19 protein-coding genes are annotated in these 20,206 nt (G+C 38.2%); 11 read left to right on the plus strand and 8 right to left on the minus strand.

Features of this window, described 5'->3' with window-relative positions; all coding sequences use genetic code 11:
- Positions 1 to 81: 81 nt before the first annotated feature.
- Together M1D59_RS02965 and M1D59_RS02970 are read left to right on the plus strand one after the other, a co-directional pair.
- Entirely contained in the window at positions 82 to 1,710 is a 1,629-nt protein-coding gene (locus M1D59_RS02965; RefSeq protein ID WP_458117771.1) for a hypothetical protein, read from the plus strand.
- 666 nt (positions 1,711 to 2,376) lie between these two features.
- Positions 2,377 to 3,018 (plus strand): glycoside hydrolase family 11 protein, encoded by a 642-nt coding sequence (locus M1D59_RS02970; protein ID WP_145654112.1) that lies wholly within the window; start codon positions 2,377 to 2,379, stop codon positions 3,016 to 3,018.
- A gap of 231 nt (positions 3,019 to 3,249) precedes the next feature.
- Here M1D59_RS02970 and M1D59_RS02975 read toward each other — a convergent pair whose 3' ends face one another.
- Positions 3,250 to 3,513, minus strand: a complete 264-nt coding sequence (locus M1D59_RS02975) for a hypothetical protein (RefSeq protein ID WP_142393721.1) — start codon at positions 3,511 to 3,513, stop codon at positions 3,250 to 3,252.
- Between the two features lie 529 nt (positions 3,514 to 4,042).
- Positions 4,043 to 5,071, minus strand: coding sequence for a Delta(5) desaturase DesA (gene desA / locus M1D59_RS02980; RefSeq protein ID WP_214485246.1), 1,029 nt, complete (start codon positions 5,069 to 5,071; stop codon positions 4,043 to 4,045).
- Positions 5,072 to 5,682: 611 nt separating this feature from the next.
- On the opposite strand from desA, the gene cspC reads away from it, so the two are divergent.
- The gene (cspC, locus tag M1D59_RS02985) at positions 5,683 to 5,886 is read left to right on the plus strand and encodes a cold shock protein CspC (protein WP_003179166.1); all 204 of its coding nucleotides are present in this window, start codon (positions 5,683 to 5,685) and stop codon (positions 5,884 to 5,886) included.
- Positions 5,887 to 6,139: 253 nt separating this feature from the next.
- Here the strand turns inward: cspC and M1D59_RS02990 are convergent, their stop codons facing one another.
- Positions 6,140 to 7,126 carry a zinc-dependent alcohol dehydrogenase family protein gene (locus tag M1D59_RS02990; protein ID WP_458117772.1) on the minus strand — a complete coding sequence of 329 codons (987 nt, stop codon included), beginning with the start codon at positions 7,124 to 7,126 and terminating at the stop codon, positions 6,140 to 6,142.
- Between the two features lie 550 nt (positions 7,127 to 7,676).
- On the opposite strand from M1D59_RS02990, the gene M1D59_RS02995 reads away from it, so the two are divergent.
- Positions 7,677 to 9,062 (plus strand): aminotransferase-like domain-containing protein, encoded by a 1,386-nt coding sequence (locus tag M1D59_RS02995; protein WP_458117773.1) that lies wholly within the window; start codon positions 7,677 to 7,679, stop codon positions 9,060 to 9,062.
- A gap of 97 nt (positions 9,063 to 9,159) precedes the next feature.
- Complete coding sequence (locus tag M1D59_RS03000) at positions 9,160 to 10,458, plus strand: MFS transporter (protein WP_458118037.1); 1,299 nt, start codon at positions 9,160 to 9,162, stop codon at positions 10,456 to 10,458.
- Positions 10,459 to 11,025: 567 nt separating this feature from the next.
- Here M1D59_RS03000 and M1D59_RS03005 read toward each other — a convergent pair.
- Positions 11,026 to 11,637: a YczE/YyaS/YitT family protein gene (locus tag M1D59_RS03005; RefSeq protein WP_458117774.1), complete on the minus strand. Its 612-nt coding sequence runs from the start codon at positions 11,635 to 11,637 to the stop codon at positions 11,026 to 11,028.
- Between the two features lie 109 nt (positions 11,638 to 11,746).
- On the opposite strand from M1D59_RS03005, the gene M1D59_RS03010 reads away from it, so the two are divergent.
- From M1D59_RS03010 to M1D59_RS03020, 3 genes are read left to right on the plus strand one after another with little or no spacing between them, the layout of a single operon-like run.
- The gene (locus tag M1D59_RS03010; protein WP_023857834.1) at positions 11,747 to 12,199 is read left to right on the plus strand and encodes a MarR family winged helix-turn-helix transcriptional regulator; all 453 of its coding nucleotides are present in this window, start codon (positions 11,747 to 11,749) and stop codon (positions 12,197 to 12,199) included.
- Between the two features lie 25 nt (positions 12,200 to 12,224).
- On the plus strand, positions 12,225 to 12,743 hold the full coding sequence (locus M1D59_RS03015) for a GNAT family N-acetyltransferase (protein ID WP_105979258.1): 519 nt from the start codon (positions 12,225 to 12,227) through the stop codon (positions 12,741 to 12,743).
- A gap of 22 nt (positions 12,744 to 12,765) precedes the next feature.
- Positions 12,766 to 13,383 carry an FMN-binding negative transcriptional regulator gene (locus M1D59_RS03020; protein WP_145930066.1) on the plus strand — a complete coding sequence of 206 codons (618 nt, stop codon included), beginning with the start codon at positions 12,766 to 12,768 and terminating at the stop codon, positions 13,381 to 13,383.
- Between the two features lie 268 nt (positions 13,384 to 13,651).
- Here the strand turns inward: M1D59_RS03020 and M1D59_RS03025 are convergent, their stop codons facing one another.
- Entirely contained in the window at positions 13,652 to 14,566 is a 915-nt protein-coding gene (locus M1D59_RS03025; protein WP_035337120.1) for an arginase family protein, read from the minus strand.
- Between the two features lie 105 nt (positions 14,567 to 14,671).
- On the opposite strand from M1D59_RS03025, the gene M1D59_RS03030 reads away from it, so the two are divergent.
- Together M1D59_RS03030 and M1D59_RS03035 are read left to right on the plus strand one after the other, a co-directional pair.
- A complete protein-coding gene (locus M1D59_RS03030; protein ID WP_020450289.1) occupies positions 14,672 to 15,007 on the plus strand; it encodes a winged helix-turn-helix transcriptional regulator in 336 nt (111 codons plus the stop codon).
- A 314-nt stretch (positions 15,008 to 15,321) separates the two neighbouring features.
- The gene (locus tag M1D59_RS03035; RefSeq protein WP_025810048.1) at positions 15,322 to 16,194 is read left to right on the plus strand and encodes a YitT family protein; all 873 of its coding nucleotides are present in this window, start codon (positions 15,322 to 15,324) and stop codon (positions 16,192 to 16,194) included.
- A 121-nt stretch (positions 16,195 to 16,315) separates the two neighbouring features.
- On the opposite strand, the gene M1D59_RS03040 is transcribed toward M1D59_RS03035, so the two are convergent.
- Positions 16,316 to 17,428 (minus strand): Gfo/Idh/MocA family protein, encoded by a 1,113-nt coding sequence (locus M1D59_RS03040; RefSeq protein WP_448156742.1) that lies wholly within the window; start codon positions 17,426 to 17,428, stop codon positions 16,316 to 16,318.
- 110 nt (positions 17,429 to 17,538) lie between these two features.
- Here M1D59_RS03040 and M1D59_RS03045 point away from each other — a divergent pair, with 110 nt between their 5' ends.
- Positions 17,539 to 18,405 carry a LysR family transcriptional regulator gene (locus M1D59_RS03045; RefSeq protein ID WP_456282981.1) on the plus strand — a complete coding sequence of 289 codons (867 nt, stop codon included), beginning with the start codon at positions 17,539 to 17,541 and terminating at the stop codon, positions 18,403 to 18,405.
- Between the two features lie 365 nt (positions 18,406 to 18,770).
- Here M1D59_RS03045 and M1D59_RS03050 read toward each other — a convergent pair whose 3' ends face one another.
- Together M1D59_RS03050 and M1D59_RS03055 are read right to left on the minus strand one after the other, a co-directional pair.
- Entirely contained in the window at positions 18,771 to 19,343 is a 573-nt protein-coding gene (locus tag M1D59_RS03050; protein WP_020450297.1) for an RBBP9/YdeN family alpha/beta hydrolase, read from the minus strand.
- A gap of 83 nt (positions 19,344 to 19,426) precedes the next feature.
- Positions 19,427 to 19,756, minus strand: coding sequence for a winged helix-turn-helix transcriptional regulator (locus M1D59_RS03055; protein WP_020450298.1), 330 nt, complete (start codon positions 19,754 to 19,756; stop codon positions 19,427 to 19,429).
- Positions 19,757 to 20,206 lie beyond the last annotated feature (450 nt).

A 20,206-nucleotide genomic window follows, 5' to 3' on the forward strand; every position in this document is an offset into this window, starting at 1 on the left:
TTTTAATAATGGATTGCGGGTTGCTGATAGGGTAGCTACATGAGAAAATAAGTTAACTAAACTTGGAAAGGACACAAATTGATGAGTGGTAATGCTGGTCTTAGAGGTTATTATTTTCAAATACTAGCCGGATTGTTGGAAAGTTTAACAGATGGTTTATGGGAAATGATAGAGATTGAACCTAACACAATGGATGACAAAGTTGATATTAAGTGGGTTTATTCTGATCGAATACGTGCAGTCCAAGTTAAATCAAGTATCAATAATTTTGAGAGAAGCAAAATAATAAGCTGGATATGCGAGTTGGTAAGAGACGCCCAATCAGAATATGCAGAATTTGACATGCCAATCGAATACAATTTATATCTAATAGGTACTACCGAAAGAAATGCAAATAAATGGATATCTGATTTGAGAGGTAGACGTCTGAAGATTGAAGAAGGTTCTCCATTAAAAGAAATAGAAAATGAGATTTATAACGTTGAAATAACACAAAAAAATTTTGATTTAGAAGAATTGCAAGCTATATCATTTAAACGTATGCACCAGTATTTAGAGCGTTCGGGGAAATCTGCCAGTAGTCAGGATATAGAAGCATTATGCAGTGTGATTGTTGATGAACTGATGAAAATTACAGTCCAAAGAAAACACTTGACTAAATCAATGTTTGAAAATCTAGTTAATAAGTTTTTAGACAGTGGAGAATATGGAATTTCTACGTTAAAGCAAATTTCAGAGTTATCGTTATCTTTTTATGAAAAAGGAAAAGTCCCAGAAAGTATTACAATGAACGGAATTGTTTTTGATAAAAAGGCATTTTATCAAAGTTATTTAGATAAGGCAAAATTGAGTTTATTTAAATTCAAAGAGCTTAAAATTCCACAAGTAACTGAAAATCAATCTAAATTGTTTTCACTAAATTCTAATCTAAGCATTCCAGTTGAAGTGGATTTAGAAGAGGTTAAACATATAAAGGACTTAGCTTTGAAATTTCTTGATGTAAATTTAGAAGAAGAGGACTTTTATTTTGGTAATCTTAGAAAAAGTTTAGTTCAATATAACCCTCTTCTTGTGGGCTCTAATAGTGATAAATTAGAGGGTACTGAAGATGAAAAAACAAAGTATACTAACATGGAAAATGCTTACTATTATTTGATGTGCTGTAAAGTAATGTCTGATTTTTTTAATGATTATTTAAGTACATGTTATCCCCTTCCTTTGATTTTGAAAAACACGGGTGTAATTGCTGATGAAGATATTAAGGTAACACTTAAGTTTCCAGCAAGTGCACATGTGGTTACATCGAGAAACATGCGTGTTCCACACGAATTATTGATAGAAGATTTTATCAATGATGATTCTGTTTTTAATAATTTAATTGTTCCAGCTCGGGACTCAGAAATAAATCAGTATGAAGGAGATAATATTCGAATTGCACCTATAAAAATAAATTCCTTTTTCAAGGCTAGTTATACAGCAGAAGATTTTATTGATCATTTAGATTATCTTTTTGAATTTAAATATTACAATGAAGAAGAACAAGACATAGTTCAATATGAATTTAAAAAATTGAATCCCTCTTGTAAGATGGCATTTCCAACATATTTAATGGTTCAAACCGAGGAAAACATGAATATAAAATATGCTATTACATCAAAAAACGGTCAACGAATTGAAGGGACTTTGCATTGGGTACATCCTAAAACATAATTAGTCTGTATTCCTGGATTATGTTTGTGCCCATTTTGTGACCAAAAAGAACATAAAATGATGAAAATAGGTGTAATGAGTATCTATAAATGCTTGATATGGCGGGCTTTTGTAACTGACGATAAGCTTTCACTTTATTGAGGGCCTAGTGGGGGCAACCCCGTGGAGGTTCAAGTCCTCTCGGCCGCATCATAGGAATACCAAGGGTTTAAGCGCCCTTGGTATTTTTTTGTTTCTTTTTCATTTATTTTTTTTACTCCACATTTACTCCAGTTACTTAAAGTAAGTCATCTAAACGGTCAGCAGTCTCTCTTTGTTTGTTGGGGAAAAAGTGTCCGTAACTTCACAATCTCTAAATGTATATCTCCTTTATACGAAATGGTATAAATGGTTATGAAATACAAATATTACTCCGTCAGATTTAGAATCAAGAATTGTGATTCTGCGAAAAGAGGATAAGGCTATGGTTTTACAAGAACACTTATAATGTGATTTTTTAGGTCTTTGTAATTAAATTACAGTTATTTATGATGTTCACTCATGAATTCATGGTATTATATTGAAGGGAACGATCAAAAGCTTTGGCTTTAGTAATTATTAATGTTCTAAATCTATACGAGTGCCACCTCATGTCAAAGTCAGAATAATTATTATAGGAGGTAACATATGTTTAAGTTTAAAAGGAATTTCTTAGTTGGATTAACGGCAGCTTTAATGAGTATTAGCTTGTTTTCGGCAACCGCCTCTGCAGCTAGTCCAGACTACTGGCAAAATTGGACTGATGGCGGCGGAACAGTAAACGCTGTTAATGGGCCTGGCGGGAATTACAGCGTTAATTGGTCTAATACCGGAAATTTCGTTGTTGGTAAAGGTTGGACTACAGGTTCGCCATCTAGGACAATAAACTATAATGCCGGAGTTTGGGCGCCGAATGGCAATGGATATTTGGCTTTATATGGTTGGACGAGATCACCTCTCATAGAATATTATGTAGTGGATTCATGGGGTACTTATAGACCTACTGGAACGTATAAAGGTACTGTAAAAAGTGATGGGGGCACATATGACATATATACAACTACACGTTATAATGCACCTTCCATTGATGGCGAAAAAACTACTTTCACGCAGTACTGGAGTGTTCGCCAGACGAAGAGACCAACTGGAAGCAACGCTAAAATCACTTTCAGCAATCATGTTAGAGCATGGAAGAGTCATGGAATGAATCTGGGTAGTATTTGGTCTTATCAAGTCTTAGCGACAGAGGGATATCAAAGTAGTGGAAGTTCTAACGTAACAGTGTGGTAACAGATCATATTTAATCAGGGGTAGCGGCTGTTGATCGTTCCTTGAGACATTTTATAATCATTGTTAATGTGAGTGACTAAGAGGCGACGGTCTTTTAGTTGGGATTCCAATGTATTCCTCGGAGTGGGGAAAACGATTGTTTAGGCCTTAATAGGAAAACACTGGATTAAAGGGAAAGCAAGGTTATAGAATTTGAACCAGTATAAATTTTAAAGCAGGCATATGCCTGCTTTATTTTAATGCGCTATTAATGATTTTTGCATGTATTCCATCTGATTTGTACCCTGCAAGTATTTCCTCAGTTGCTTCATTCGTAAAGTGAGGAATTCCTTTTATATCGGCTAATTTTTCTCTAAAATTTTCAACCGAAGAGCAAATTGAAAAATACAAAGAACGAGCAAAAGAACAGAATATGATCATTGGAAGGATTGAATTATATTTAGATTTTTCTGTTGTGAAGGCACGAGCTTTTACAACAAATATAAAAGGGTTCAATCGAGGATTCCGTCAAATAAAAATAATTCCAGGATAGCGGTCGAGGGTTCGAATTAACGAAAAAAAAAGACAATAGTGAAACCTCTTTTTTGTCATCAATCCTATGGATAGACCATTTTAAAAAGCAAAAAAATCTTAAGAACCACTTTGGTAAACTTCGGAATTCGTTTGAAAAGCTTACTCCATTTTTACTTCATAATTCTTAAAAAACAATGAAGTTTTATGTAATTGGTGTAAAGAGATACAATGAAAACAAGCTTTCATAAATCGTGATAAGCTTCCACTTTATCGAGGGCCTAGTGGGGCAACCCCGTGAGGGTCAAGTCCTCTCGGCCGCATACCAATAATACCGAGGGTTTAATTACCTTTAGTATTATTTTTTTGCGGAAAATACGGCAATAAATGTACCGTATGGTGGAATCTGCAAGTATATTTGGCACTAAAAAAGTGCTGACCTCTGCACAAAACCTTGTGCGAGTCTGCACTTTTATTCTGCAAGATACACTACCGGTTATCATCGATTAGTTGTTTAATCCGTTCTTAGGTGTACTGATATTTGGTTTTTAGAAGCTTTTTTTAAGTGGCTAAAACCAACAAATTTTTTGCTTTCTTCATCCCACAGGCGGAACTTTAATGACTTAAGACTTGTTGCCAGTGTAATGGTCGGAACGTTTTGCAATGGTTTAATGTTGTTATGCACTTCTTCAAGCTTATAGTTTGGGACTCTCGGGCTTAAATGATGAACATGATGGAAACCGATATTGCCTGTTAGCCATTGCAACACTTTTGGAAGCTTATAAAAAGAGCTTCCTTCAACTGCTGCTTTTACATATTCCCAATGCTCATCTTCTTCAAAATAAGAATCCTCAAACGTATGCTGAATATAAAACATCCAAATTCCGAGAGATCCCGATATCATAAAAATTGGCGCCTGAACCAGCAGGAAGTTTTGCCAGCCAATAGCCCAGCATAAAAGTGCTGTCAAAGCGACGATTCCCAGGTTCGTTACATACGTATTCATCCGTTCTTTGCGTTTTGCCCCTTTACGATTAAAACGATTGGTAATCCCGAAGACGTAAATCGGCCCAATCATAAACATAACAAACGGATTTCTGTACAAACGGTACATTATTTTTGTCTTAGTTGAGGCTTCCTTATATTCTTCAACGGTCAGTACCCAAATATCGCCTGTACCGCGTTTGTCCAAGTTGCTGCTTGTCGCATGGTGGACAGAATGGTCGCGTCCCCAGTGATCAAAAGGATGCAAAGTCAGAATTCCTGTAATTGTTCCAAGGATTCGATTCGCCATTTTGTTTTTAAAAAAGGAATAGTGGCAGCAATCATGAAAGATGATGAAGGTTCTCACTAAAAAACCTGCCGCAACGATAGAAATCGCTAATGTAAGGAAATAAGAAATCGACAAGCTCTTATATGCCAAACACCATAACAGGAAAAATGGTACCAATGTGTTAATGATTTGAGAAATACTTTTTTGTAAATCGGAGTTTTCATAAGGTGTAACCAGTTTTCTCAAAGTCTTTAGGTTTTGGTCATTCATTTTTTAAAGTTTCCCCTTCCCTGATGAGTTTCTAAGTGTACGTTTTATTGCCTTTGAAGTCCCAGTGTCATACATCATATAAGTATCGTTCTTAGCCCTCTTTATTGGAAACTCGAAACTGATTTGCAGAGTTGGCCGGGATACAAAAGGCGTATGAAAATTATACCCGGCTCTTTATCGGGCAAAACTCTCTCCCTGCTTCCCTATGGGAATTGTTCTTTTTAGACCGTGAACATTGATTGTTTGAGGAACAGACATCATGAACAAGAAACAGCAGAGCTTTTTAAAGAAAATCAATTTTAGCAAAGAAAAAGGTTTGAAGACACTCGCGATTCATTTTCACGGTGTTTTCAAACCTCTTAGACATGTTATATATTTGATGCAGAATAATTGACGCCTACCGCTTCTGCACTGCTATCCACACGTTTAAGAAAAAATGCCATGAATAAAACGATAATATGATTTGCAATTATTTCCGTTTCCTGTTATGATAAAGGAGAATTATTTTTGTTCGGTGTAAAGGATAGTATGAATATTGACTTTTCGTCTTGATGATACTTTGGGCAAGGATAGTAATACAATGTGCGGTAACGCACTAGGAGGCAACAAAAATGGAACAAGGTACAGTTAAATGGTTTAATGCAGAAAAAGGTTTTGGATTTATCGAACGTGAAAATGGAGACGATGTATTCGTACACTTTTCTGCAATCCAAAGTGACGGATTCAAATCATTAGACGAAGGTCAAAAAGTAACATTTGACGTTGAGCAAGGTCCTCGCGGAGCTCAAGCTGCTAACGTTCAAAAAACTGCTTAATCTTCAATCGTTTATACAAACAGGCTCTTTATATAGGGCCTGTTTTTTTATGTTCTCTGTATAATGCTTAATAAAAAACCCTACTCAACGTTCGAGTAGGGAGGTGGTAAAAGGTAATAGAAAAAGATTTAACGCTTCAAAGGTTGTTTACAGTATAACATAATCGATTGACAAAATGCGGAATTTATATAAATTTTTTATTTTTCTTTTCAATTACAACTACTACTTTTTCTTTCTTTTGGTTACATCTCCTTCATGCAAAGTTCAACAGTATTTTTCCATTCAAACCCGGCTGTTCATAATGCTTCAACGCATCATAGAAATCTTCAAAATCATATACTTTTTCTGGAGCATTGATGACCATTCTTCCGCTCTCAACGAGCTTAATCACCTGCGAGAAGCGATTGCGGTATTCAGAAACGGAATGTCTCTCGTTCCAGAGTCTTAAGGCGAATAATTGTGGTGACACATGGTATACATTGTGTAACTTTCGCCAATTGTTTGGTATACCTGACAACAGACCATAACTGACAAACGTTCCTTCAGGTTTTAACATCCTCGCCAGCAGTTCGCCGCTTTCTCCTCCAACAGAGTCAATTGCATGGTCAACACCGATGTCGCAAGCATCAGAAATCTGTTCATATATAGAACCGTTGGAAGCGTCGATGACTCTCCATGCCCCAAGTTTTTGAAGTTTTTCTATCTTGCGGCTGTTTCTTGTAATGACAATTAAACGGAATCCCAGTATAGTAGAAATTTGCGCAAACAAACCTGCAATAGATGTACCTCCGCCATTCATTAACACAATTTCATTCGGCTGAACACGCAATGATTCCGTACAAATTAGCCAGGCTGTTAATGGATTAATATACAGTTGACTGGCGTCGTTATCACTTATTGATGGAGGCAGCTCTATTGCATAATCAGCTTTGGTGGTTACATATTGTTGCCAAGTTCCCTCTCCTCTTACAGGGAGGACCCTTTTTCCAATCAATGATGGTGATACATCTTTGCCCTGATCTATGACAATTCCCACACCATCATATCCTGCAACAGCCGGCAGCTTAATTCTATGAGAATAGGCCCCTCTAATTGGAAGCAAATCTGATGGATTAATTGGACTGGCAATCATTTTAACAAGAATTTCATTTGGCTGAAGAGGAAGCTTTTCTCCGGTATATAGCTGTAATTTTTGAAGCGGATCACCAAATTCCTTATATATTAATGAAACATTATTCATGATTTGTTATTGGCTCCTTAGGTTAATACTTCTATAAATAAATTTGCACTCTTTTGAGATTATGTCAATATTGTCTTTGTTTTTAGCTCCTAGTGTAAGTGCAGCTTCTACTACAGGGCAGACACAACAAAGAAATATCACCCAGACTGTTAGCTATCCATCTGTAGGACAACTGTCTCAAAAAGAAATTCATATCATGGCGCTCATGATAATCCTAAACATCAAAGAGTTTCCATACTCAGCACTGGGCTTCGGCGTTAGCCAAAAAATTAGCTTAACAAGCACTCCGGTACATACTTGAAAGAGCCGTGATTGCTAAAAAATTATGCCAAAAAGGCGAAAAACGGTTTTTATAAAGTAGCAAACTACATTGAAAAAGTCCAACATTCAAGAAAAATGAATTTCTGCATTTATAAAAGCCGGACTTCCACCTGATGTTGTCGATTTAGTACCTATTACTTAAAGTCGCCGTCTAACTTGTCCGTCATTTCTTATAATTGTTTTATAAACAGCACAACCATATAATAGAACGAAAAAAGGATGGCGTCTCATGCCGATCAATTCTTTTGAAAACTATCCGATGAGCTGGAAGCCATCGATTGATAAAACTGAAAAGCCCATTTATAAAGCACTTGCAAGGCAATTGGAGCAGGATATAGTAAACGGAGTTTTATTGCCTGGAACAAAGCTCCCTCCTCAGCGGGAACTGGCTGATTATTTGGATTTAAATTTGAGTACCATTTCAAAGGCGTTTAAAATGTGTGAGTTAAAGGGCCTGTTAAGTGCAACTGTTGGGAGCGGCACATTTGTATCGTATGATGCGTTATCGAATGCGTATTTACTTGAGGATACAAAGCCAAAGCTCATTGAAATGGGCGCAACACTGCCGGATCATGCTTCTTACGAGCCGCTCATGCTCCATTTGAACAGCATGCTGCAAGAGACAGATTATGAAAAATGGTTTGGTTATGGCCGGTCGGGCGAAAGCCTTTGGCAAAAGGATGCAGCTGTAAAGCTAATTCGAAGAGGCGGTTTTGAAACAACCGTTGAGCACATTTTATTTGCAAATGGGGGACAAAATGCGATCGCTGCCGTATTGGCGGGTCTTTGTAAGCCTGGAGACCGCATTGGTGTTGATCATCATACATATCCCGGATTAAAAACTGTTGCATCAATGCTAAGTGTGCAAATCGTACCGATAAAATCCGAGAACGGTGAAATGAAGCCGGAGTCACTTGAATATGCTTATAAAAATGAAAACATTACAGGCATTTATTTGATCCCGGATTACCATAATCCGACAGCTTCCTTTATGTCTGTAGAGAATCGAAAGATCATTGCAGAAATTGCAAAGAAGTATAATTTGTTTGTTATTGAAGATGCATCGTACCATCTTCTTGGCAAAAATCCACTTCCAGCCCTTGCATCATTCGCGCCGGAACAGGTGATCCATATCGCAAGTTTATCTAAATCATTGGCACCGGGGCTGCGACTGGCGTATGTTGCAGTGCCGTATCAATTTAAGGAGCCGGTTTCGAGGGCGCTTTATAATTTAAATATAATGGTTTCCCCGCTATTAGCAGAACTTGCTGCGCGCACGATTGTATCAAATCAATTTGAAGTCTTAATTGAGGGGCATCGTGAACAAACGATTTGCAGAAACCAAATCGCAAATCGATATTTTGCTGACTATACGTGTTTAGGTGGTGAAACAGGCATCTTTCGTTGGTTGTTGTTACCGGGTGGGATTACAGGTGCTGAATTTGAAAAATTAGCTGCTGAACATGGAGTGCAAGTGTATGCGGCTGAACGCTTCGTAGTTGGGAATAGTTGTCCGGAAAGGGCGGTAAGGGTTTCTGTATGTGCACCAGAAACGCTCGAAGAGCTTGAAAAAGGATTAATAATCCTTAGGCGCTTGCTAAACGATCTTGCCTAATTATTGTCCGCCATACAATTTCAATATTGTATGGTTTTTTTGAGCGTGTTATGATGATTCAAATCTAGTTGGAGGTTGATCAAGGAAGGCAGGTTAGATCATGCTGCACAAAGAAAGTGTAAAATCGTTAGACGTTCAATCAGCTTCATTACAAAGCTACATTGGTTCCCCAGAAAAACAAAAAACGTTATACAAGCGTACATTATTTGTTGTAAGTGTTTCACAAATTTTTGGCGGTGCAGGGCTGGCGGCAGGAATTACTGTCGGTGCCCTTATTGCTCAGCAAATGCTCGGAACGGATGCTTACGCAGGGGTCCCGACAGCTTTATTTACTTTAGGATCAGCGGGGGCAGCCTTATTTGTAGGCAGACTTTCTCAACGCTATGGTCGTCGTGCAGGTCTTTCAGCCGGTTTTATGATTGGCGGTCTTGGAGCAATAGGAGTTATCATTGCAGCAATCATAAATAGTATTTTCTTGTTATTTGCTTCATTGCTTATTTACGGTGCTGGAACAGCGACAAATTTACAAGCTCGTTATGCAGGTACGGACTTGGCAAATCGTAAGCAGCGGGCGACTGCTGTCAGTGTGACGATGGTTATGACGACATTTGGCGCGGTTGCGGGTCCGAATTTAGTGAATGTGATGGGGGGTTTCGCCCATTCTATCGGTGTTCCGTCACTAGCGGGCCCTTTCATTTTAGCCGCGGCGGCATATATCTTAGCAGGTGTTGTTCTTTTCATCATGCTTCGTCCAGATCCATTAGTTATCGCAAGAACAATCGAATCGATCAAGCAAGAACCAAGTGATAAAGGACATTTGACAACAACTGAACACACAGAAAACAAAAGAGGCATAATTGTTGGTGCAGCCGTTATGGTTCTTACCCAAATTGTAATGGTCGCTATTATGACAATGACACCGGTTCATATGAGACATCATGGGCATGACTTGGGTGCAGTTGGTCTTGTTATTGGCTTTCATATAGGTGCCATGTATCTCCCTTCACTTGTTACAGGGGTTCTTGTTGATAAGTTGGGACGTACTGCAATGGCGATTGCATCTGGAACTACGCTGCTTCTGGCAGGCTTAATAGCAGCATTTGCACCGGGAGATTCTATGGTTCTTATCGTAATTGCTCTTTCTTTGTTGGGATTAGGGTGGAATTTTGGTTTGATAAGCGGGACTGCACTGATAGTTGATTCAACTGAAACGGCCACACGGGCGAAAACACAAGGTACGGTGGATGTTCTAATTGCATTGTCAGGAGCTGCCGGCGGCGCATTGTCCGGAATGGTTGTGGCAGGCTCAAGTTATCTAACATTATCACTTACTGGAGGAATTTTATCCTTATTACTCATTCCTGTGGTGGCATGGTCTCGTGAAGGTAAAAGATAAGCCGGATGCATTCAATTCGGGAGTCCAAGACAAAAACTTAGTATAAATCCCTCATTCGTTTCGATAAGAACACATTCATGTTGCTTGAACAGTACCATTTTATGCCCAAAATACAAATTTCAAATGCTTGAAATAACTTTTGTAACGGACAAAATACTTTCACTTTTATTGAAGTCCTTATGGGGGAACCCCCCATGAAGGTTCAAGTTTTCTCGGCAGTATCACCGGAATACCAAGGGTTATGAGTCCTTGGTATTTTTTTCTTTTTTGTTTTTAACTATGTTAGGCTTTGGTAAAAGGTCGAATAGATAACAAGGAGGCGCAAAATGGGGAAACTCTCAACTTATCTATTGAAAGTTTGGCTCGCAATACCTAGATGGTTCAGAATGTTTACTTTAAGTGCAATCTCCATATATGTTTTATGGTCATTGTTCATTAATGGAGTGAAAAATATATTTAGATTATCTCTCTCTTCCTTGATTGTAAGTCTAATAGCATCCGGAATCATATTGATGATTTTCAATAAAAGTTCTGTGAAAAAGTAGGGAGTGGCATTAAAAACATTTCTTATCGTAATATACGAGCGTCTGTAAAGCGGCCTAATACTTTTCCAGCAAACGGCATAAAAAAATGAAGAACAAGCCCTCCTAAACAAACGGTTAATAAAGTTCCGATGCCAATCGGTCCTTTTAAGATGACTGCCGCTGTCAAGAAGACGAGGTAAATGATGGTTCTCGAAACAAATATGTTGGTTCTCGTTAATTCTTTTATGATGAATGTGAATCGGTCAATTGGCATTGGAGCAAAATTTGTGTATAAGTATGTCGCGGTTCCTAAACCTGTAACAACCAAGCCGATTCCAAAACAAATCACTTTGCTCCACCATTGTTCTGGTGTGATAAAAAAGTGCAGGAAAAAAAGCCACATATCAATGCCGATCCCCGTTATAAACGCCGTTAGCATCCCTGAAACTTTCGGTCTTTGGCTTTTTAAAAAAGAATTGCAGCCTATGAATAGCAAAGCAATGATGACTTCCCAACTTCCCACAGTAAGCCCCGCATGTATGGACAGTCCCACCAAAAGTGCGTCAAAAGGCGAAGCGCCAAGATCTGATTGAATCGTAAAAGCAATCCCAAGGGTTAAGATTAAAATTCCTAATACATAAAAAACATATTTCACTTAACTCGCCCTCTTTATTTTTATTGCAAATACAACAAAATTTCGGTATATTTAATGTACGCCATTTATGTTGTATTTGCAACAAAAACATGTTCGAAAGGAGTTTATGATGAAGGATATTCTTCGTGAAATTGGAATGATTGCCCGGGCTTTGGATTCTATAAGCAATATCGAATTTAAAGAACATGACCTGACAAAAGGGCAATATTTGTACCTTGTCCGAATATGCGAAAACCCGGGAATCATTCAGGAGAAGTTAGCTGAAATGATTAAAGTGGACCGGACCACCGCAGCCCGCGCTATAAAAAAACTTGAAATGAAAGGCTTTATTGAACGGAGAGATGATGAATATAACAAAAAAATAAAAAAACTCTTTCCGACGGAAAAGGGGAATGAGGTATTTCCTTTTATAAAAAGAGAAAATGATCATTCGAATTGTGTGGCATTAGAGGGGTTTTCCGAGGGGGAAGCGGAGACCATCTTCAATCTTCTTCAAAGAGTAAGAAAAAATGTAGAAAAAGACTGGGAGTTCGTGAAAAAGGGGAACAAGAGAAATTATTGACGGCATAAAGGAGCGGCAGATTGAAATGACAGTAAATATAAAAAGGTGCACCCTTGAAGACTTACAAAAGCTTCAAGAAATTGGTTGTGAAACTTTTAATGAGACATTTAAGCATCAGAACTCGCCGGAAAATATGAAGGCCTATTTGGAAAAGGCGTTTCACTTAACACAATTAGAAAAAGAACTATCCAACAGCGCTTCGCAATTCTTTTTTGTCTATTGCAACAATGAAATCGCTGGATATTTAAAGGTCAATACTGATGAGGCCCAAACTGAAAAAATGGGTGATGAATCACTTGAAATTGAGAGAATTTATATCAAGAACGAGTTTCAAAAACATGGGCTTGGCAAATATCTGTTCAATAAAGCTATGGGAATTGCGAAGGAACTGAATAAAAAGAAAATCTGGCTGGGCGTATGGGAAAAAAACGAAAACGCAATTGTTTTTTATAAGAAAATGGGGTTTGTTCAAACCGGTGCTCACTCTTTTTATATGGGAGATGAAGAACAAACGGACTTGATCATGACCAAAACACTCCTATAACTTTTTTGAAAGGAGGATGACGATGTATATTCCAAAATATTTTAAAGTCGAAAATGTTGATGAAATTTTGGATTTTGTCCAAAAAAACTCTTTTGGCACGATTGTTACGACAGAACAAGGGAAGCCAATCGCTACTCATTTGCCTTTGGGGTTCAATAAAAAAGGTGATGATTACTATATCACCGGCCATGTCTCTTTTGGAAATCCGCAGTGGAGAACTTTTGAAACCTGTCAAGATGTGCTTGTTATGTTTCAGGGGCCGCACGCATACATTTCTTCTTCCTGGTATGGGCATGAGGATGTTCCAACATGGAATTATCAAGCCGTCCATATATACGGTCAAGCAAGCATTCTAGAGAGAGATGAATTAATAGAAGAATTAACAATTATGATGGGAAAATACGAAAAACACCGAGAAAATCCAATTTTATGGGATAACCTTTCTCCTCAACTTTTAGAAAGACAACTGAAAGCGATTGTCGGGTTTAAGATTAAGGTGGAAGACATTCAGGCTGCATATAAATTAAGTCAAAACCGAAATGATACAGACTACATGAACATTATTGATCAATTGCAAAATGAAGGAGATCCCAATGCGGAGCAATTGGCGGCAGTGATGAAAAAGAGGCTGGAAAATTAAATATAAATCCACCTTCAACCCCATGCAGGAGTTAAAGGTCGGAATCAGAGCCGTCATTTATGCAGCATCTTAAAGATCGAGCGGGAAATAAAAAGGCAGGCCGAATGGTTAGGCCGAATCATCTTTGTCGAAGACTTAATGGGGTCGCAGCCCGCGAAAGTTCAAGTCTCTCGGCCGCATCATAGGAATACCAAGGGTTATGACCCCTTGGTATTTATTTATGGAGGGTTACCGACTCCATTAATTTGTTGTTGTCCCGTTTATGAAATTATTGATTTAAAATAGGGATTTCACTAAGCAATTTCTTCAAATGAATAGAGTCCCACGGCAAATGTTCGGTTATACCTAATCCAACTACATCCGTTTCGGAAGAGAGTTCTTTCAGAAGATGAAGCAGGTGCGGCATTTGCATTGTTCCCTCAGGAGAAAAAGTTACAGGTGCTTCAGGATTGGCGAATAATAAAGAACGAAATGCCTTCGGATCAAGCACGTCTAAATCAAGGTGTATGGCCAGATACTTGATGTTGCTTTCTTTTATCCATTCTTTTATAGATTCGGTACTGGTCATTAACTTTTTAGTTCCGGCTGTTCTAATCCCAAGTCTTTTAATCACATCAGTGTCTGGTTCTGTGAAAGCTATACCTTGTCTTTGAAGTTCTTTTGATATCACTTTTGTTTCTTCTTCTGTGGGAGCTGCTAATCCAGCAATAAAGACATTTTCAGGTTTAAGGGGAATGTTCACATGTTTTGCGAACTCTTCATCTCCTTCTCCCAAAAGATTTCCGAGCGGTAATGTATGACCGTTATCATATCCGGCATATCTAACTAAATCGCTGTGAGCATCAATCCAAATTAAACCTAAGTCCCCGCCGTATCTTTCGTTTAAATAAGCAAATGGTGCTTGTTCGACTAAACAGTCACCGCCAAACATGACAATGCGATCCGGCTTATGGGCATGAATGATATGCTGAGCAGCCTCCAATTGTTCCAGCAGTTGTTTTCTCCCGTTTATTCCGTTTTCGTTTTCAAGCGGAGTTCCATCATAAGTTTGAACCGGAACATGAATAAGGGGCTGATCATTTTCAGGAGCCAGCCAAGCAAGCAGTTCCGCTCCAAAAGAGTAGTTGGGATTGTTTCCCCCTTGCCATTGCGGCATCAACAGACGTATCGTTTTTTTAGCCATGTTATCGTCTCCTTTACTTCAAATTACGGTTAGTATAAAATGAACGCAAACAAAAAAACAGTACGCACTTTATTGATAGGTACTATCCGAAAGGGAAGTGTTAATATGAGTATGGCTGAATATAAAGGCAAAGTTAAAAATATTCAAGATACACCTTTTGGCTACACATTGTCCGTGATCGGCGGCAAATGGAAAATGGTTATTATTTACCTCCTCGCGGAAAATCAACCGGTTCGCTTTAATGAGCTGAAAAGACAAATAGGGGCTATTACTTATAAAACATTGAGTTCACAACTTAAAGAATTGGAAGCGGATGGTCTGGTGAAGCGGAAAGAGTACCCTCAAGTTCCCCCAAAGGTCGAGTACAGTCTCACTGGTAAAGCGGAATCACTATTGCCGGTTTTAGAAGGGTTATGTGAATGGGGGGTGAAAAACCAATAAAGTTAAGGATTCATTCATCTTGGAGGGAGAAGAATCAAATGCTTCGTTCTATTGCCGACAATCCTTTTGCCTGGCCGGGAATGTCCATAAACATTAGGGCCTTTATTTGTTATTCACCAGTTGCGAAACGGGGTGCTTGCAAAATAGATCCAACCACTGGCACATGAATGTTCCAAGTCTAAAAGGGTTACCTTAATCCAATGTAATGATCGGTATTTGCAGCAGCCGCTCAAAAAACGTGATTGAACTTTTGAACCTAGAAAAACTGTTATGGTATATTTAAATATAACGTAAAATTTGAAATGAGGAATGGCATGAATAAAATCGAAAAACATAAGAAATTTAAAGCGAAAATGATTTTCAAAGTTATAATGGTCATGATCGGAGGAATCATAGCGGCCTATGGATTGGAAACAGTGCTGATTCCTAACAATGTATCTGATGGCGGAGTGACAGGACTCAGCATTGTTGGTTCACAACTATTTGACTTGCCGCTTGGTATACTTATCGCAGCTTTAAACATCCCGTTTGTCTGGCTGGGATATAAGCAAATCGGGAAAAGCTTTGCGTTATTATCGATTATCGGAATCGCATCACTTGCAGCAGGTACAAGTTTTATGCACCACACTCCGGCTATAATCGAAGGGGACACCTTGTTAGTCACTGTTGTCGGAGGGATCATCCTTGGTTTTGGAATGGGGCTGGCGCTGCGTAATGGCGGAGCATTGGACGGAATTGATATGCTTGCTGTGCTGTTATCGCGCAAATTGCCATTTGGAACGAGCGATCTCATTCTATTCTTTAACCTTTTTGTGTTTATTTTTGTTTCCGCTGTATTTGGCTTGCAAGGGGCATTGCTATCAGTCATCGCCTACTATATTGCGTCCAAAGTCATTCATGTTGTCGAGGAAGGATTAAGCGGTTCTAAAACCTTTCAAATTATTACAACAGAACCTGAGTTGATGGTGGAGACAATTCGCGATCAATTGGGCCGAAGTGCTACATATAAAGAAGCTTACGGTGGTTTTTCCCACGAAAAGTTTAAAGAAATTACATGTGTCATCAATCGCTTAGAAGACACCAAATTAAAGGAAATCATTAATGAAGTTGATAAAAATGCTTTTGTCACTGTATATGACGTAGCTGAAGTCAAAGGCAGTAATTTTAGAAAACCTAATATTCATTAATTAGGGATTTCCTAAGAAAAAACATACCAAAGCTTGTTGGTATGTTTTTTTATATCATGTCGGTTTCCGAACAATTTGCTAATGCTGGACAGGCATGTGCCAGGGCAAAGTTATAAGGTTCCTACTCATTTTTTAAGAGTACTTTTTTACCGGTCTTTGCCGACTTCCGAATGGCGTCTAACAACCGGTGCAGTTTGACAGCGTCATGAAAGTTTGGGATTTGATTTTTATGTTCAAATATATCTTCCGCTAAAATAGTATAAGCAGTTTCAACATAGCCTCTTGCACCATGATCCTTTACTGGGGAAATTTTTACTTCTTCAGAATAAACATCTTCAGCATTTAACAAATTATGAGGATGTGTAATCTTTTTGACTTTGAGATTGCCAAATTGTACGTGTCCTGAGGAATTATGCTGTGTTAAACGCAAAACACCTTTTTCCCCTCTAATCTCTAATTGAAAAGCTGGATAAACTCCGCCCTGAATATGGACAGAGGCTGAAGCGCCATTAACGAGCGTCCCCTGGATTAAAATTTGGTCAGCTGTGTTTTTCGGTATTTTCATCCCTGTTTCTTGTATAACGGCTTCTGTATAATGACTGTTCATTGCAGCTGATAATTCTTTAAAATCACCCAGGATATAACAAAGAACATCAAGCGAGTGACCACCGTTGATTGTAAGAAGGTTCGCCCCATTTTCTCTTTTTAAAAGGTAACTGCTTTTTTCATCTGTTATTCCTCCCTTTCCTTGTGTTGCTACCTGCATCGTGCAGGAGATGACCTTGCCGATCTCCCCCTGTTTGATTGCCCGCTTTAAATAATTGACTTCTGGAGATTGCCTTCCCTGTAATCCAATCGCATGATGAATGTTTGCGTCATCTGCCAATTTTGCCAGTTTTTCAGCCTGCACAGTATCTTTGCCTAAAGGCCATTCACAATATATATGTTTATTTTCTTCTATGGCTGCAAGCGAAGCTTCATAATGGAAAGGAACCTTTATACTGACGACTACCAAATCAACATCTTTTGATTGTGCTAATTCCTTATAATCTGTAAAAGCAGAGGCAGCCTTAAGCATCATAGCGCTTTTTTTTGCGGTTTCCATTTTTGATGTTCCAATCGCCGTTATTTCATAAAAAGGATTTTCCTTCAATACCGGAATATGTGTTTGACTAGCCCATTGATTATTCAAAGATCCGCCTATAATCCCTGCTTTTATCACGTTGTTCTTCATTAGCTGTCCCTCCAAAACTCTTTAAACCGAGTATAATTAAAATTAGAGATCATTTTAAATGTTAAGTTATGATGGTTATATCACTTTTTTTGATGGGGGTTGAAATATGAATGGATATTGAAAACATGAAAGCTTTTGTTTCAGTGGCGGAATTAAAAAGCATATCTGCTGCTGCAATTAAATTGAATCACCTTCAATCCAATATGACTGCGAAAATAAAAAAAATCGAAACTCATTATCATCAACAACTGTTTATCAGAAATTCAAAAGGAGTCAAACTAACGAAAGAGGGAGAAAAATTATATCATCAATACAAGAAAATCTTGTTCGTTTGGGAAGAAACCGAAAACATCATGAAAAAACACGATGAAAAACTCCGTATTGGCACGATGATATCTGTCGGTGGAACTCAATTCTCAAGTGCTTTAAATAAGCTTTATCATACATATCCTGATTTATCGGTAACATTAAAAACAGGTTCAACAGAATATATTGAAAATCAAGTTCTTCTTGGAAAAATCGATGTTGCTTATACGATTGGATCGCTAAACAATAAAAAGATAAGTTATCAAAAAGTGGGATATGAAGAATTGGTGATCATAGGCCAAGGTATAGATCAATATACGAGATTTGATGATTATATAAACGGAAAAAACGTACTTGTATTATCAGATAAGTGCTTGTATCTAACATTATTATGTAATATTTTTGAAGATTCGAACATCCAACAGGGGGAAATCATTGAAGTGGGCGATCCAGAATCCTTAGTGCAATTTGCATTGATGGGTATGGGAATTTCCTTAGTATCAAAGCGCATAGCAGATCGCTACAATATCCTTAATTATTTAGAAGTTCCCTCATCTTATCGAAACGTCGATTTGTATTTCATTACAAGACTAAATCATAAATTTACACCTATAGAGAAACAGTTTATTGAATTAAATAACTCCCTGAGCGACATCATTGAAGGAATGTAAGGTTGATAAAAAAGTTATGCTCTCTTAAAACCAATACAAAAAGGTGTACCCTTATGCGTGAAAGATATATCAATGAACGGGATTCATTTCTTTTGGAACTTGGTTAGGTAATATCCCTGATCTAAATTAGAGATGACTCATTTTGAAGCTTTAAGTGCTAAGCCTTCACAAGAAACATAAGCCGCGCTTTCATTCAAGTGCCTTCAACAAAGCTATATTATACACATTTTCAATTGGCATGACGTAACAGACCACTTCAAAACAGGGAACTTTGGCATCGATTTTTTCCACACTTATTAAGAAATTGGAAAAGGGCGGCTTCTAAGCCCTTTGCCGCCCTAAAATCCGAATATCCTTTATTGTTTTTAGCAAGTTTCTTTTGAGAAATAGGAGTTTAAAACATCATAAACAATCGGCAAAGAAGTAAATCCGTCAGTTTCTAAAAAGTGCCCCCCGTGTTGAACTTCGTAAAGCTTAGCGTCAATTTGTTGCGCCAGATCTTTGCTCCATGCAAATGGCACAATTTGATCGTCTCTAGAGGCAATGACAGCACGATGCTTAGCTGACTCAATGATGTTTTGAAAATCAAACGATTCCTCGGTAAATTCATCTAACATCTTTAAATCGGGCAGTGACTTGGCAAAGCCGGAAACGAGCAAGATTCCGCCAAGTGGTTGACGCAATTGCGTTTGTTCCAAAAACCTCAAAACGGCGGCGCACCCCAGGCTGTGTGCAACCAGATAAGTATGTTTATTTAATGTGTGCTTATTTAAAGAGAGCGTATCAAGCCAATCTTTAAGCCTTGGCTGGTGAGGATTAGGCATGTCTAAAATTTCTGCGTGTATTCCGTCTGCAAGCAGACGTTTTTTCAGCCAAGGAAACCAGTGGTTGGTTGAGGAGGCTCTGTAGCCATGAATGATATAAATTTGTTTTGTCATCCTGTTCTCCTTACAAATAATTTTTATTCAGTATAAAATCCCTCCCGTCGGGAAACAAGTACGCACTTTTTAGTAAGTATTTTTTACTCATAAGGCAAATCTTCTCTTTGTCCCCATCTGCACATTTCATCTATGAGAGGGTATAAAGACAGTCCTCTGTCTGATAACGAATACTCCACTCTGAGGGGATTTTGAGAAATCTCCACCCGGTGAATCAGACCGTCAGTTTGCAACTCCTTCAGCTGGGAACTTAACATTTTATGGGTGATTAACGGCATAGCCCGTTTGAGCTCCCCGTATCTCATCGTTTTTTCACACGCCAGCTCATAGAGGATTCTCATTTTCCATTTACCACCTATAAGAGATAAGGTGTATTCAAATGGAGCTTGTTTGCTGCGGCATAAGGTATTCATGGTAATCAAACCTCCTTTTTTAAGATCATAACAAAAATCAATATTGAGCCTGGCTTCAACATGAATAGCAAAAGATTCACTTGTTTTCCTTATTTTGTTGAGGAGATGTGATATGATACAAAAAAAGGGAGCGGATTTCTTCTGAAAAAGGGCGGGAATACTTTTGCGCGAATTTGCACCTCAAGTTTTTCAAACGATAGGGATTATTGGTTTTATTTTAGCTTTTGTCCAGATTCCAATCGGCTGGTTTATCGGATTTTTCTTTTCCGGTTTGTTCTTCATGATGTTGAAATCAAACAATGAAAAATCGGGAACCTTCAATGTGATGGCTGGAGCCGCGTGTTTCTTGTATTCATTTCATTGTTTGTTTACGCAAGTGTTGTGACTGAATGGAGAACCAATATAAAAGCAGGAGGATGTCACTTTTATAAATAACGAGTTTTAAATATG

It is taken from the genome of Bacillus sp. PK6-026 (genome assembly GCF_054161455.1).